The organism is Burkholderia aenigmatica, assembly GCF_048627025.1.
Classification (GTDB): Bacteria; Pseudomonadota; Gammaproteobacteria; order Burkholderiales; family Burkholderiaceae; genus Burkholderia; species Burkholderia aenigmatica.
Window position 1 is genome coordinate 2,545,650 of record NZ_CP184469.1, and the last position, 14,149, is coordinate 2,559,798.

General features: G+C 68.0%; 16 protein-coding genes. 7 read left to right on the forward strand and 9 right to left on the reverse strand.

Going from position 1 to position 14,149, the window contains the following annotated elements; genetic code table 11:
• Positions 1-4 precede the first annotated feature (4 nt).
• Positions 5-454: a hypothetical protein gene (locus ACN8ZM_RS28400; protein WP_175022377.1), complete on the forward strand. Its 450-nt coding sequence runs from the start codon at positions 5-7 to the stop codon at positions 452-454.
• Positions 455-577: 123 nt separating this feature from the next.
• On the opposite strand, the gene ACN8ZM_RS28405 is transcribed toward ACN8ZM_RS28400, so the two are convergent.
• From ACN8ZM_RS28405 to ACN8ZM_RS28435, 7 genes are all read right to left on the reverse strand, one after another.
• Positions 578-886, reverse strand: a complete 309-nt coding sequence (locus ACN8ZM_RS28405; RefSeq protein WP_420211398.1) for a DUF6587 family protein — start codon at positions 884-886, stop codon at positions 578-580.
• Positions 883-2,742 carry a ferrous iron transporter B gene (feoB, locus tag ACN8ZM_RS28410; protein ID WP_089453737.1) on the reverse strand — a complete coding sequence of 620 codons (1,860 nt, stop codon included), beginning with the start codon at positions 2,740-2,742 and terminating at the stop codon, positions 883-885. The genes ACN8ZM_RS28405 and feoB overlap by 4 nt, the downstream gene beginning before the upstream one ends.
• Positions 2,739-2,990 (reverse strand): FeoA family protein, encoded by a 252-nt coding sequence (locus ACN8ZM_RS28415; protein WP_031402528.1) that lies wholly within the window; start codon positions 2,988-2,990, stop codon positions 2,739-2,741. Before ACN8ZM_RS28415 ends, feoB begins: the two co-directional genes overlap by 4 nt.
• A gap of 294 nt (positions 2,991-3,284) precedes the next feature.
• The gene (locus ACN8ZM_RS28420; protein WP_043178564.1) at positions 3,285-3,650 is read right to left on the reverse strand and encodes a copper resistance CopC family protein; all 366 of its coding nucleotides are present in this window, start codon (positions 3,648-3,650) and stop codon (positions 3,285-3,287) included.
• A gap of 16 nt (positions 3,651-3,666) precedes the next feature.
• The gene (locus tag ACN8ZM_RS28425; protein WP_420211399.1) at positions 3,667-4,584 is read right to left on the reverse strand and encodes a hypothetical protein; all 918 of its coding nucleotides are present in this window, start codon (positions 4,582-4,584) and stop codon (positions 3,667-3,669) included.
• 109 nt (positions 4,585-4,693) lie between these two features.
• On the reverse strand, positions 4,694-5,020 hold the full coding sequence (locus ACN8ZM_RS28430; RefSeq protein ID WP_420211400.1) for a DUF2946 domain-containing protein: 327 nt from the start codon (positions 5,018-5,020) through the stop codon (positions 4,694-4,696).
• Between the two features lie 248 nt (positions 5,021-5,268).
• The gene (locus tag ACN8ZM_RS28435; RefSeq protein WP_043178572.1) at positions 5,269-6,513 is read right to left on the reverse strand and encodes an NADH:flavin oxidoreductase/NADH oxidase family protein; all 1,245 of its coding nucleotides are present in this window, start codon (positions 6,511-6,513) and stop codon (positions 5,269-5,271) included.
• Positions 6,514-6,591: 78 nt separating this feature from the next.
• On the opposite strand from ACN8ZM_RS28435, the gene ACN8ZM_RS28440 reads away from it, so the two are divergent.
• The 3 genes from ACN8ZM_RS28440 to ACN8ZM_RS28450 all read left to right on the forward strand — a co-directional run bounded on the left by ACN8ZM_RS28440 (position 6,592) and on the right by ACN8ZM_RS28450 (position 8,379).
• Complete coding sequence (locus tag ACN8ZM_RS28440) at positions 6,592-7,056, forward strand: MerR family transcriptional regulator (RefSeq protein WP_175022382.1); 465 nt, start codon at positions 6,592-6,594, stop codon at positions 7,054-7,056.
• Between the two features lie 113 nt (positions 7,057-7,169).
• Complete coding sequence (locus tag ACN8ZM_RS28445) at positions 7,170-7,868, forward strand: hypothetical protein (protein WP_420211401.1); 699 nt, start codon at positions 7,170-7,172, stop codon at positions 7,866-7,868.
• Positions 7,869-8,058: 190 nt separating this feature from the next.
• Entirely contained in the window at positions 8,059-8,379 is a 321-nt protein-coding gene (locus ACN8ZM_RS28450) for a DUF1330 domain-containing protein (protein ID WP_043178577.1), read from the forward strand.
• A 19-nt stretch (positions 8,380-8,398) separates the two neighbouring features.
• Here the strand turns inward: ACN8ZM_RS28450 and ACN8ZM_RS28455 are convergent, their stop codons facing one another.
• Entirely contained in the window at positions 8,399-9,235 is an 837-nt protein-coding gene (locus tag ACN8ZM_RS28455) for an NAD-dependent epimerase/dehydratase family protein (protein WP_043178578.1), read from the reverse strand.
• Between the two features lie 70 nt (positions 9,236-9,305).
• Here ACN8ZM_RS28455 and ACN8ZM_RS28460 point away from each other — a divergent pair, with 70 nt between their 5' ends.
• On the forward strand, positions 9,306-10,409 hold the full coding sequence (locus tag ACN8ZM_RS28460; RefSeq protein WP_205821725.1) for a LacI family DNA-binding transcriptional regulator: 1,104 nt from the start codon (positions 9,306-9,308) through the stop codon (positions 10,407-10,409).
• Positions 10,410-10,510: 101 nt separating this feature from the next.
• On the opposite strand, the gene ACN8ZM_RS28465 is transcribed toward ACN8ZM_RS28460, so the two are convergent.
• Positions 10,511-11,803 (reverse strand): MFS transporter, encoded by a 1,293-nt coding sequence (locus tag ACN8ZM_RS28465; protein WP_089453766.1) that lies wholly within the window; start codon positions 11,801-11,803, stop codon positions 10,511-10,513.
• 320 nt (positions 11,804-12,123) lie between these two features.
• Between ACN8ZM_RS28465 and ACN8ZM_RS28470 the strand changes: the two genes are divergently transcribed.
• On the forward strand, positions 12,124-13,602 hold the full coding sequence (locus ACN8ZM_RS28470) for a DNA-3-methyladenine glycosylase 2 family protein (RefSeq protein ID WP_420211402.1): 1,479 nt from the start codon (positions 12,124-12,126) through the stop codon (positions 13,600-13,602).
• Positions 13,599-14,132, forward strand: coding sequence for a methylated-DNA--[protein]-cysteine S-methyltransferase (locus ACN8ZM_RS28475; RefSeq protein ID WP_043178584.1), 534 nt, complete (start codon positions 13,599-13,601; stop codon positions 14,130-14,132). The genes ACN8ZM_RS28470 and ACN8ZM_RS28475 overlap by 4 nt, the downstream gene beginning before the upstream one ends.
• Positions 14,133-14,149 lie beyond the last annotated feature (17 nt).

Below are 14,149 nucleotides of genomic sequence, written 5' to 3' on the forward strand. Positions count from 1 at the left end.
CCGGATGGCTACGATGGCGTGGCACTACACGGTCATGCTGCACTTCGAGTCGATCATCATGAGCGAAGTGATCATGCCGAACGCGCTCGACATGGCGCCCGAAGCGAAACCCGTCGCCTGGTTCTCGCGCAATCCCCACTGGGAGAAGATGGCCAACCGGCGGGCGATCGATCCCGTGACCGGCGATCGCGTGACATTGACGATGTGGCAGACGCGGCAGGCCGGCGGCGGGCTGGTGCGCTTCGGGATCGATGCGACGAAGCTGCTTCACGACCAGACGCTCTGGCAGCGCGCGCGTGTCGATGATGCGGCGCGCGACGCGCTCGTCACGGAGGGGGTGCGGCAGGGTGCCGACCCGCTCGAGTGGTGCGGATCGGTGAAGCCGGTGCCGGTCGAGCGGCTCGTCATCGAGTCGCTCGACGATACGTACCGGTGGCAGGCGTTCAAATGGTAGGCGGCCGCCGTGCCGCCGACGCGTTGCGCGCCTATCGCGACGGCCGGCCCCGCCGGAACACGACGAGGAATGCGATCGCCAGGCCGTTGCCTGACCGGGCTATCGCGATCCTCGCCGCGCCCTTCAGTCTCGCACGCGCGAATGGAACCTGAGCGGCTGTTCGTCCGACGGCACGGGTGCGCCGCCGGTGTCGCAGGCGCCGCAGGTGCTGCAGCCGTCGCCGCAACCGGCGCTCGCGACCGCCGAGCCCGGCATCAGGCGCGCGCCGAGCCAGCGCAGCGCGCGCGGCCGGCCCGGCCGTGACAATGCGAGTGCGGCGGCGCGCTGACCGCGCGCCGCCAGTTTCGGCGCGAGCTTGCGGAACATGAAGAGCGCGCTGGCGGCGACCAGCACCGCGATCGCCGCGTATTGCCAGGCAAGGGCCGCGCTCATGTCAGCGCCCGCGCGATCTGGTAGGTGACGAACGACGCGGCATACGCCATCACGAACATGTAGCTGAACGAGATCGCGACGTTGCGCCACGAACCCGTCTCGCGGCGAATCACCGCGAGCGTCGACATGCATTGCGGCGCGAACGCAAACCAGGCCAGCAGCGACAGCGCGCTGGCAACCGAGAAGTTGGCGGCGAGTGCGTGGCCGACACTTGCGATGTCGGCGTCGCCGCCGCTCACTGCGTAGACCGTCGCGAGCGCCGCGACGGCGGTTTCGCGCGCGGCGAACGCGGGGATCAGCGACAGGCTGATCTGCCAGTTGAAGCCGAGCGGTGCGAACACGTATTGCAGGCCGCGTCCCATGTAGCCGGCGAACGAATAGTCGATCGCGGGGCCGACCGCGCCGGCCGGCGGCGACGGGAACGTCGAGATGAACCACATCAGCACGGTCAGCGCGAGAATCACGCCGGTCAGCCGCTTCATGAAGATCGAGCCGCGCTCCCACAGGCCGATCGCCACGTCGCGCATGCGCGGCAGGCGATACGACGGCAGCTCCATCAGCAACGCGTGCTCGCCCTGCGGGCCGCGCACCTTCTTCATGATCCAGCCCACCAGCATCGCGCCGCCGATGCCCGCCGCGTACAGCACGAACAGCACGACGCCCTGCAGGTTGAAGATGCCCAGCACGCGCTGCGACGGGATGAACGCGCCGATCAGCAGCGCATACACCGGCAGGCGCGCCGAGCACGTCATCAGCGGCGCGACGAGGATGGTCGCGAGCCGGTCGCGCGGGTCGGTGATGCTGCGGGTGCCGAGGACGCCGGGAATCGCACACGCGAAGCTCGACAGCAGCGGAATGAACGAGCGGCCGGTGAGCCCGACCGACACCATCATCCGGTCGAGCAGGAACGCGGCACGCGGCAGGTAGCCCGACTCCTCCAGCACCAGGATGAACAGGAACAGCACCAGGATTTCCGGCAGAAAGCCGAGCACGGTGCCGAGGCCGCCGATCAGCCCGTCGGTGACGAGGCCGCGCAGCGGCCCGTCCGGCAGGTGCGCGCCGGCCAGCGTACCGAGCCACCCGAAGCCGTCGCCGATCGCGTCGGTAATCGGCTTGCCGATCGAATACACGGCCTGGAACACCAGGAACATCACGGCCGCGAGAATCACGAGCCCGAGCACCGGATGCAGCGCCCAGCGGTCGATTCGATCGTCGCGAATGTCGGTGGCGCGCGGCATCACGACGGCGGCCGCGAGCAGCGCGCGCACCCGCGTGTGGATCGCGTCGGGATCGGCCGCGTCGGCCGCGGCCGGCTGGTCGGCCGGTGCCGCGGGCGGGTTCGCGACGGCGCGGTCGAGCACGTCGACGAGCCGGCTCGCGCCGCCGCGCCGCACGGCCACCGTCTGCACGATCTGCACGCCCAGCTCGCGCGCCAGCACGTCGACGTCGATCCTGATGCCGCGGCGTTCGGCCGCGTCCATCATGTTCAGCGCCAGCACAACCGGCCGGCCGAGGCGCTGCACTTCGAGCACGAAGCGCAGGTGCAGGCGCAGGTTGGTCGCATCCGCCACGCACACCACGAGGTCGGGCGGCGCTTCACCGGGGTGACGGCCGAGCAGCACATCGCGCGTGATGCGCTCGTCGGGGCTCGTCGACTCGAAGCTGTACGCGCCGGGCAGGTCGAGCACCTGGATCTGCCGGCCCGACGGCGCGACAAAACGTCCCACCTTGCGCTCGACGGTGACGCCGGCATAGTTCGCGACCTTCTGCCGGCCGCCGGTCAGTTGATTGAACAGCGCGGTCTTGCCGCAATTGGGGTTGCCGACCAGCGCAATACGCAATGCCGTGGCGCTCATGACTGGCCGCCCTCCTGCACGCTCACGCTGACGCGCTCCGCTTCGGCGCGGCGCAGCGCGAAGCGGGTCGAGCCGACCTGGATCAGCAGCGGATCGGCGCCCCACGGCCCGCGCGCCACGACGCGTACCGGCTCGCCGCGCACGAAGCCGAGATCGCGCAGGCGCTGGGCGATGGGGTCGTCGGGCCGCGCGTCGTCGACATGGTCGACCAGGGCCGGCGTGTGTTGGGTCAGATTCGAGAGGCGCATGGCGGGGAGAACGCTACGGAAGAAAAATGAAAATCGTTCTCATTATAAGTGGCCGAGGACAATCGCGACGCGAAGGTCGGCCCGAACCTGTTCGACCGCGAGGGGAAATGAGGGTGAAGCGGGCCCCGGCGCGGGGCCCTCGATGTTTGCAGCCGTGGATGCCGCCTCAGGGCGAGCCGGCGGTCGGCGCTGTCTGGCTGAGCACGGCGGCGAGCACGCGGCCCTACGCCAGCCCGAGAAACTACGCGCCGGTAAGCGCCGTATCCTGCTGCGCGCCGACGAGCGCGCCTGCCGTCACTTCACCGTGAACGCGTAGTGCCCCTGCGTGCGGTGGCCGTCGAGCGCGACGGCCACCCACGCCACCGTGTAGACGCCCGGCGTCAGCGGGTTCAGCGCGACGGACATGTGCTTGCGGTTCGACGCGTCGACTTCGGCTTTACCGTTCGTGACGGCGTGGCCCTGCGCATCGGTGACGGCGATCGAGCTGAACGCGGGTTCGAGCCCGTCGTCGAAATCGATCGCGACCGTCTTCGGCGAGCCGGTCACGGTTTCGCCCGCGGACGGTGCCTGGTGGGTCGGATAGGCGTGCGCGTGCGCAAGCTGCGCGCCGGCGAGCAACAGCGCGGCGGCAGCAGCGCGCAGCGTGGTCTGAACAGTCATGTCGATTCTCCGTCGATCAGAAGAGCGGCTTGCCGAGCGAGCCGGGGAACAGGTCGTCGAAATACAGATGCGCGTCGAAGAGCACACCGACATGATGGCCGCTTGCCCGGTTGACCGGAATCTGCGCTTCGACACCGAATTGCCCGTAGCGATTGAGCCACAGGACACCGGGGTTGAGCGTCCCCGTCGTCTGCCCCGAACACGCGCCCGCGGTGCAGGTACTCATCGGCGCCTCGACGACGAAGATCATGTTGCTGAGCGGTTGCGGCAGGCCGAGATTCTTCACCTGCTGCTGCAGGTACGGGATGCTGTATTGCAGCGTCACGCCCCAGCCGAGCGAATTCGGCCCCTGGTCGGACGACGCGGTGGTCAGGTTCGGCCCGAGCTCGGCCGTCAGCGCAAGCGGGCGCAAGTAACCGAGCGACGCGGGCAGATCGCCGAAGCCCTTGCCGACGTAGACGGCCGGCGTGAACGTCGAGTATGGATTCGCGATCGATTTCGCGCCGGTGCCGCCGATCTGGGTTTTCAGGCCGACCGACGCCATGAATTCGTGCGCGGCATTCGTGTAGGCGAGGTACTTCACGCCGAGCGTCACGTTGTCCCAGCCCTTCGCGGAGCCGCCGTCCGGGACGTTCTGCGACACGTACTGGCTGGCGACGCTGAACGCGAGGTTCTTTGTGATCAGCTTGTCCCACTCGTACGACACGGTATTGACGTTGAAGCTGTTGCCGCTGTCGTCGGAGGACTTGATGTGACCGAACTGCGTGTCGAATTCGTCGCCGACACCGGGGTCGTCCACGGTCATCGTCGCGGGAAAGACGCGATCGCCGACCACGGCGTGCGCGTTCGCTGAAGAAACATGGGACAGGCCGGCAAAGGCGGCCAGCAGCGCGGCGCATGCGCGGGGCGCGTGCCGTTCGGTAAAGCGGGGCATGTGGTGTGTTCTCCGGTTGTCGTTCGATGCCGTCGCGCACGCGCGCGACGAACGGCCGCTCGCTCCGAGCGCGAAGCGGCGGCGTGTCAGGCAGGAAAATCAGACGAACTCAGGAGAACGCAGGCGGCGCGCGCGATTGCGCGACGGTATGGACGAGACGGATGCGGGCCGGAATCGATGCCGACACGATCGGCCGCTGTGAGTCCGGAAGCGGCACGGCGAAGGCGACGGGATGGCCCGGCAGCGCGGCGGCGTGGGCAACGAAGCTGCAATAGGGACAAGCTTGCCAGTGCGCCTTGATGCCATGTGCGGGCTTGCCGTCGTCGTGCGCGACCACCGCCTCTTCGACGCTCGCCGTGCAATAGACGGCCAGCGCATCGACGAGCCGATGACGCGACGCCATCATCTGCGAGACCGCAGGGGCGAGCGCCATCATCAGGATTGCGATCAATCCGATCAGGCTGCCTGGCTTGCGGAAACGGGCGACGTGCATGACGCGCGGCGAGAATGGCTGGCGATGAAGGTGGTGGATTATGCCACGCTGAAATCGCGCTCAGGTGCCTGAATAATGCAGTAAACAGGCTCGATATTTCAGAAAGCAATCCGAAAGAATCGAGCCTTGAAACGACCCGCAAATGGGCGGGCCGATCCGTGCGGGGCGGTCGATACCGCCCCGCGCACACGTCACGCGCGTGTGCCTGCGGCGCGCCCCGCCATCCACTTCCGGTAGCGCCGCGTCTGGCACTGCGCGGCCATTTGCTGCCTCACCAGCGCGCGCAGCGGCGACACCTGCGGGTGCGTGCGGCGGCCTTCGCTGAGCCGCGTCAGCTGGAACTTGACGACGGCCATGTTCGCCAGCGCGCCCAGCGCCTTGTTCTTCCAGCGAATCGGCTCCAGCACCGGCGCGCTGTCCTTGCCGGCTCGCCAGTCGCGCGGCAGGTTCGGTTCGATCGACAGCGCGGTCGCGATGCCGACCATCGCCACGCCGCTGTCGACCACCTGCTCGGCAACCGCGCGGCGCCGGATGCCGCCCGTGACCATCAGCGGCATCCGTGCGACGGCCGTGATGTCGCGCGCGAATTCGAGGAAATACGCTTCGCGGGCCAACGTGCGCCCGTCGCGTGCCTCGCCCTGCATCGCCGGCACTTCATAGCTGCCGCCCGACAGTTCGACGAGATCGACGCCGAGCGGATTCAGCAGTTCGACCACGCGCTTCGCATCGTCCGCGCTGAAGCCGCCACGCTGGAAATCGGCCGAGTTCAGCTTGACCGCGACGGCAAATGCCGGCGACACCGTCGCGCGCACGTCCCGCACGATATCGAGCAACAGGCGTGCACGATTCTCGATGCTGCCGCCCCATTGATCCTGCCGGCGGTTCGTCAGCGGCGACAGGAACTGGCTCAACAGATAGCCGTGCGCCGCGTGAATCTCCACGCCGGTGAAGCCGCTCTGCTCCGCGAGTTGGGCGGCGCGCACGAAGCGTTGCTGCACGTCGGCGATATCGGCTTGCGTCATCTCCTTCGGCACCGGGAACTGCTTCGACAGCGCACCGAGCGCGAGCGGCACGGCCGACGGCGCGAGCGTCGTCTGGCCGAGCGCCGCCTGCATCTGGCGCCCCGGGTGATTGATCTGCATCCACACGTGCGCGCCGCCCGAGCGCGCCACCTGCGCCCAGCGGCGGAAGCGGTCGAGATGCGCATCGCTCTCGAGCACGACGCCGTTCGGCCCCGTCATCGCGCGGCCGTCCACCATCACGTTGCCGGTCAGGATCAGGCCGACCTGGCCATCGGCCCACGCTTGATACAGGCGCAGCAACGCGTCGGACGGTGCGTGGTTCGCATCGGCCATGTTCTCTTCCATCGCGGCCTTGGCCAGACGGTTCGGAATCACCGCCCCGTTGGGCAGTGTCAGCGGTGTAAACAGGTTCATGGAGGGCACCCTCGATTGACGATGCCCAACGATAACTTTAAAGTCAACTTTAAGGTCAAGCCCCTTTTGGAGCACAGCATGAAAATCGGCGAACTGGCGCGCGCCAGCGGCATCGCGGCGTCGCGCATCCGCTTCTACGAAGCGAGCGGCCTGCTCGAACCGGCCCGTCGGCAGGCAAACGGCTATCGGGAATACGGGTCGGAAGCGTTGACGCGGCTCGCGATCATCGACCGCGCACAGCGCGCGGGCTTTGCGCTCGACGAAATCCGCGCGGTGCTGCCGCCCGATCTCGGCGCATGGCCGCGCGACGAACTGCTGGTCGCGCTGCGGCACAAGGTCGATGAAATCGCGCTGCTCGAACGGCGTCTCGCGCAGAACCGGCAACATCTGCAGGTGCTGATCGACGAGATCGAGAACAAGCCGGCGGGCGAGGATTGCGCGGGCGCCGCGCAACGGATGCTCGACCGGCTGTGCGCGCAGGCCGACGAGCCGCCGGCACCGGTGCCCGTGCCCGTCCCACGGCCGACGCGCAAGCGCGCATGACTGGCTACACTGCGTCACCTGACGCACACACAACCTGCGCTGTGGCGAGACAAGACGACGCGTGCCCGTCGGCTTCCGCCGCGCGACCTCATCCTCATCAAGTCCCGATCCGCATGACGCTCCCCCGCATCAAAGGATGCCTCGTCGCCGCGCTGCTGACGTTCGGCATCGGCAGCACCTTCGCCGCGAACTGCGGCGACACGCCGGCTTCGATCCGTTGCCCGGACACCGCCGGCCTTCCAGGCGACATCGTCGCGCAGCTTCCCGCCGGCTACGAAGCGCTGGATGCCGCGTCAGGACGACTGACCGACGGCGCCCGCATCGGCTATGTCGTCGTCGCGCATCAGCCCGACGACTCGATGCGCAAGGCGTCGCTGCGTCCGCTGCTGATCTTCCTGCCGGGCAAGGACGGGCGCTATCGGCTGGCGGCGCGCAACGACGCCGTGATCATGAAAGCCGACGAAGGCGGGATGGGCGACCCGTATCTGGACGGCGTGGCCGACAACGCGCTCACGATCGAACCTCGCACCTTCACGGTCGAACAGGGCGTCTTCGCGGGGCCGAGCCACTGGCGCGACCGCGTGACGTTTCGCTACGACGCAGCCCATCGCACGTGGGTATTCCATCGGGAGGTCATGCGGAACTGGCGCCTCAACGACGACCCGGACGGCGATGCGCTGAAAGCCGACCCGGTGCGCGTCACGCGCGCCAATGCGGCGAAAGCCGTCACGTTCGAAGCATGGCGGCCGAGTTACTGGTGCGATTCGGTGGAGCGGCGCGACACCGATCCGGTTTGCAGCAAGCCGCATTGACGGCGACGCGGCGTCACGGCTGACGATGCGGGCGGGTAAGCGGTACCGTGCTGCACGCGCGATGTGTCTGCCGGCACGCGCAGGCCCCCTTCCCCGGCCGTGCAGCTTTGCTTACGTCGCAGGTAATCGACGCGCGTAGCCAGCGCCGCGATCATGGCTCCATCGACGCACTCACGCCAAGGAGCCCACCATGACCGCGTACGCCATCGCCCACCTGCACGACGTCGAGATGTGCGACGACATCATCGAGTACCTCGAACGCATCGACGGCACGCTTGCGCCGTTCGACGGCCATTTCGTGATTCACGGCGCGCGGCCGGAAGTACGCGAAGGCGTATGGCGCGGCGACCTGATCGCGATCGCGTTTCCCGATCTCGACACGGCACGTGCGTGGTACGAATCGGATGCGTACCGGCAGATCCAGCCGCTGCGCGCCCGACACGCGAGCGGCCCGCTGATCCTGATCGACGGCGTCGCCGAACCGCACAAGGCGACCGACATCCTGCGTTGATCGGCCACGCCGGCGGCGCTTACGACGCGTTGCGCTCCATCGGCTCGCCGACGACGAACCCGCCGCCCTGGAACCGCTGCGCGGGATCGTCGTAGTCAGCGGTCGGCGCCGTCACCGGGAACAATCCGGCGAACTGTTCCGAGCTGTCGCGCGGGCGGAAGCCGAGGAAGCCGGCCTTCGTGTTGTCCCACCACTTCACCGGGTTGTCCGACGCGCCGTACACGATCGCGTGCCCGACGCGGTTCGTCAGCAGCGAGCAGCGCACGAGCTCGATGAAGTCGCGATAGCTGAGGAACGTCACGAGCATGCGCGGATTCTTTGGCACTTCGAACGAAGAACCGATCCGCAGGCACACCGTCTCGATCCCGAAGCGATCGAAGTAGTAGCGCGACAGCGATTCGCCGAAGCACTTCGTCACGCCGTACAGGCTGTCGGGGCGCAGCGGCGAATCGGCGTCGAGCACTTCCGTGACCGGATGGAAACCGATCGCATGGTTCGAGCTCGCGAACACGACGCGCTTCACGCCGTGCTTGCGCGCGGCTTCGTACAGGTTGTACGTACCGGTAATGTTCGCGCCGACGAGATCGTCGAACGGCGCGTCGACCGAAATGCCGCCGAGATGGACGATCGCGTCCACGCCGTCGACGAGCTGCATCACCGCGGCCCGGTCGGCCAGGTCGACGACGCGGGTTTCTTCATGCGCGGCCGCGTCGCCGAGCGTCGCGATGTCGCTGACGCGCACGACGTCGGCCCAGTCGGCGAGCGCGCCGCGCAACTGGCGGCCGAGGTTGCCGGCTGCGCCCGTCAGCAGCAAGCGCCCGAACGGTTTGCGCGTGCCGGTCGATGAGGCGTTCATGGAATCTCCTTGAATCTGACTGAATCGGAAAACGTTTTCCAACTATACGCGGGAGCGTCGCCGAACGTCAATGGTCGAACCCGTTCGCTGCCATCCGCACTTTCCCGATATCGCCGCGTGGCCGCGCGTGCCCTTTTTCTGCCACAATCCGGCGTTATCGAACGAAAACGTTACCCTTCCGATGAAAAAAGTTTCCCCGACGATCCGCGACGTGGCGGCGGAAGCCGGCGTGTCGGTCGCGACGGTATCGAAGTACGTGAACGGCACGCAGCGCTTCTCGCCGACCGTCGAGGCACGGCTCAAGGAATCGATCGAGCGTCTCGGCTACCGTTCGAACCCGCTCGCGCGCTCGATGATCACCGGGCGCACGCGCACCATCGGCCTCGTGATCCTCGACATCAGCAACCCGCACTTCACGAACGTGGTGAAGGGCGCGAACCGCGTCGCGCTACAGCACGACTACACGCTGCTGCTCGTCGATACCGAGGAGAACCAGACGCGCGAACGCTCGCTGATCGAAGCGCTCGCGCAGCGCGTCGACGGGCTGATCGTCAGCACGCGGATGCCGGATGAAGAAGCCGGCTGGATGCTCGACCTCAACAAGCCGCTCGTGCTGCTGCGGCGCAGCCCCGGCCTGCCGATTCCAAGCGTCGGCATCGACAACCGGCTGTCGACCTACATGCTCGCGCGCCACCTGCTCAATCTCGGGCACACGCGCATCGCGTATCTCGGCTTCGGCACCGCCCGCGTGAACGACGAACGGATCCAGGGTGCGCGCGACTGCCTCGCGGAAGCCGGGCTCACGCTCGACGTGCACGATGCGCATGCGCCGACCGCCGAAGCCGGCGAACGCGCGTGCTCGCGCGTGATGCTCGGGCCGCAGCGCCCGCAGGCCGTGATCTGCTACAACGACCTGATCGCGCTCGGCTTCATGAAGGAAGCCGCGTCGCTCGGCTTCCGGCTGCCGCAGGATGTGTCGGTCGCGGGCATCGACAACGTGCCGTACGGCGAATACGCGGCGCCCGCGCTGACGACCGTCGACATCCAGAGCGAGAACATGGGCGAGCTCGCGATGCAGAAGCTGATCGACGCGCTCGCGGGGCGCACCGATGCGAGCTATTCGACGTTCGAGCCGCGGCTGATCATGCGCGCGTCGACGGCCGCGGTCGGCTGAGCGCCCTGCTTCGAGCCTTCAAAAGAAAACGCGCCGCCCAAGGGCGGCGCGTTCGTTTGCGGACATGCGATTCACGATTGAGCGACTAAGCGATCGCCTCGTCACGCGTCGAGCTGCGCGGGCTTCATCTTCGGCGTGAGCATGTGCATCACGCCCAACGCGATCAGGTAGGCCGACGCGCCGATCGCGAACAGCACCCAGTAGTGGCCCGTGCGCTGCAGCACCTGGCCGATCACTTCCGAGAACAGCACGCCGCCGATCGAACCGGCCATCCCGCCGATCCCGACCACCGACGCGACCGCGCGGCGCGGGAACAGGTCGGACGCCGTCGTGAACAGGTTCGCCGACCAGCCCTGGTGCGCGGCGGCGGCGAGGCCGACGATCAGCACCGCAGCCCACAGGCTCTGCACCTGCGACACGAATGCGATCGGCAGCACGCAGCACGCGCAGATCAGCATCGCCGTCTTGCGCGCGCCGTTCACGCTCCAGCCCGCGCGCAGCAGCATCGACGACAGCCAGCCGCCACCGATGCTGCCGACCGTCGTCAGTGCATAGATGCAGACGAGCGGCAGGCCGATGTGCTGCATGTCCATCCCGCGCGATTCGTTGAGCCACTTCGGCAGCCAGAACAGGTAGAACCACCACACCGGGTCGGTCAGGAACTTGCCGATCAGGAACGCCCACGTCTCGCGCTTGCGGATCAGTTCGCCCCAGCGCGGCGCACCGGCGTTCGCATTCGCCGCGTCGAGCGCTTCCGCTTCGTCGCGCGGCTCGTCGTACTCGGCGGCGAGCGCGCGCGTATCGGCCTGGCGATAGAACACGAGCCACACCGCGAGCCACACGAGGCCGATCGCGCCGATGATCACGAACGCCGCGCGCCAGCCGTAGGCCACCGCGATCGCCGGGATGATCGCCGGCGCGAACACCGCGCCGATGTTCGCGCCCGAGTTGAAGATGCCGGTGGCAAGCGCGCGTTCGCGGCGCGGGAACCATTCGGCCGTCGTCTTGATCGCGGCCGGGAAGTTGCCGCCCTCGCCGATCCCGAGCAGCGCGCGCACGAACGCGAAACCCATTACCGAGCCGACCGCCGCGTGCAGCATCGCGGCGATACTCCACACCAGCATCGCCAGCGCATACGAAATGCGCGTGCCGAGCCGGTCGACGATGCGCCCGAAGCCGAGCAGGCCGAGCGCATAGAACGCGGAAAACGCCATCACGATGCGGCCGTACTGCACCTGGCTCCAGCCGATGTCGTGCTGAAGCATCGGCGCGAGCAGGCCGAGGATCTGCCGATCCATGTAGTTGATCACGGTCGCGAAAAACAGCAGCGCACAGACGGTCCAGCGGTAGCGGCTGGCGGCAGCGCGCACGGCGCCGACGACGGCAGATTGCATGAATGTCTCCGATACGCGGCCGCGCCCGTCGCGCCGCACGATGTTCGTTGACCGGCGACCGGCGCCGGGGCGGACGGCTGCGCGCTGTCGCGCGCAGCCGATTCCGCCGATCAATCTGGAAAACGTTTTTCAAAGGATAGGGCGTGTGCCGGCGCCCTGTCAGTCGGGGATTTCGATGAGTCATCTCAAATTGGCCATGGCAAAAGAGACGACTGTTTCGCCGCGTGGCATTAACCGTTTTTCCCGAATTTTCCCGACGGGCGCGCGTGGGTACGGTGGCCGATACACATGTCCGATTCCAGCCAGAATCGGCGGCCGGGATGGTTTACAGTCGTCCCATGCGCCTCGATCCCGACACCTGCTACGACGCCCTGCTTTCGCGGAACCGCCGCTTCGACGGCTGGTTCTTCGTCGGCGTGGCGACGACCGGTGTGTATTGCCGCCCCGTCTGCCCGGTGAAGCCGCCGAAGGCGCAGAACTGCAGCTACTACCCGACCGCCGCGGCCGCCGAGAAAGCAGGCTTTCGACCCTGCATGCGCTGCCGCCCGGAGCTCGCGCCCGGCCACGGGCTGCTCGACCTGTCCGGCAATCTCGCCGACGCGGCCGCCACGCTGATCGAGGACGGTTTCCTGAACACCCATTCCGTCGACGCGCTCGCGCAGCGCGTCGGCGTGACCGAGCGCCATCTGCGCCGGATCTTCGGCGCGCAGTTCGGCGTGTCGCCAGTCGAGTTCGCACAGACGCACCGGCTGCTGATGGCCAAGCGGCTGCTGACCGATACCGCGCTGCCGGTGGCCGTCGTCGCGTCGACGGCCGGATTCGGCAGCGTGCGGCGCTTCAACGACCTGTTCCTGCAGCGTTACGGCCTCAACCCATTGCGGCTGCGCAAAGGGGTCCGTGCATCGGCCGATGGCGACATGACGTTCCCGCTGCCGTACCGGCCGCCGTTCGCGTGGGACGACCTGATGCGCTTTCTCGCGCAGCGGCAGATCGATGGGGTCGAGCGAATCGATGCACAGGGTTATGCGCGTGTCGTCGACATGCCGAACCGGAACGGCAACGGCGATAACGGACGCGTCGCCGGCTGGCTGTCCGTCACGCACGTACCGCAGCGCTTCGCGCTGGCCGTCACCGTATCGCCCGCGCTGACGCCGGTCGTGCCGGCCGTGCTCGCACGCGTGCGGCGGCTGTTCGATCTCGACAGCCGCCCCGACGTGATCGACGCGCATCTCGGCGAACTCGCGAGCGGCTCGCCGGGCCTGCGTGTACCGGGCGCGTTCGACGGCGTCGAGATTGCGATCCGTGCGATCGCGGGCGAACGGCTGGCGGCAGCACATGCGGGCACGCCGGTGCTGGCGCGCATCGCCGAACGTTTCGGCTCATCGGTGGAAGGCGCGCCGCCGGGCCTCACGCACGCGCTGCCTTCCGCCGCGACGCTGGCCGCCCTGCCGCCTTCCGCCCTTGAAACGATCGGCATCGCGCGCGACGCGGCACAGGCAATCGTGTCGCTCGCCCGCGCAGTCGACGACGGCACGCTCGCGCTCGAACCGATGGCGCCACTCGACGCGACGCTGGCCGCGCTGCGCGCGCTGCCCGGCTTCGACGAACGCGCGGTGCAGTACGTCGCGATGCGCGCGATGGCCTGGCCGAATGCGTTCCCGGCCGACGATGCGTGGCTTCCCGCCCGCACCGAACGCGCCCGTATGCCCTCATCCGCGCCACATGCGGCGCGCTGGGCGCCGTGGCGCGCGTATGCCGCACTGCACGTGTGGCGCCTTCATGGAGATGTGTTGCGATGACTCCCGCTCACCTGATTCCGAGCCCGCTGGGCGACATCGCCGTGCGCATCGAGGACGATGCGCTGACGGGCCTCTACTTCGTCGGCCAGAAATACTTCCCGCCGGTTGCGATCGTGACCGAAGCGGACGCGCGCGCGATGTCGCCGCTTGCGCGCAAGGTCGCGGAAGAAGTCGCCGAATACTTCACCGGCATGCGCGAGACGTTCTCGGTGCCGATCCACTTGCGCGGCACCGCGTTTCAGCGACGCGTCTGGAAGGAGTTGCTCGCGATTCCGTTCGGCGAGCTCGTGACGTACGGCGAGATCACCGAGCGCGTCGGCTTGCCGATGAGCGGCGCGCGCGCCGTGGGCGGTGCGGTCGGCCGGAACCCGGTGTCGATCATGGTGCCGTGCCATCGCGTGGTCGGCGCGTCGGGCAGCCTGACCGGTTATGCGGGCGGCATCGATCGCAAGCGCGCGCTGCTGTCGCTCGAAGGCGCGGGGTTCGAGCGCGGTGCTCATCATCCGGTGCAGCAGGCGCTCGCGTTCTGAGTAGTGTTAAGCGACCG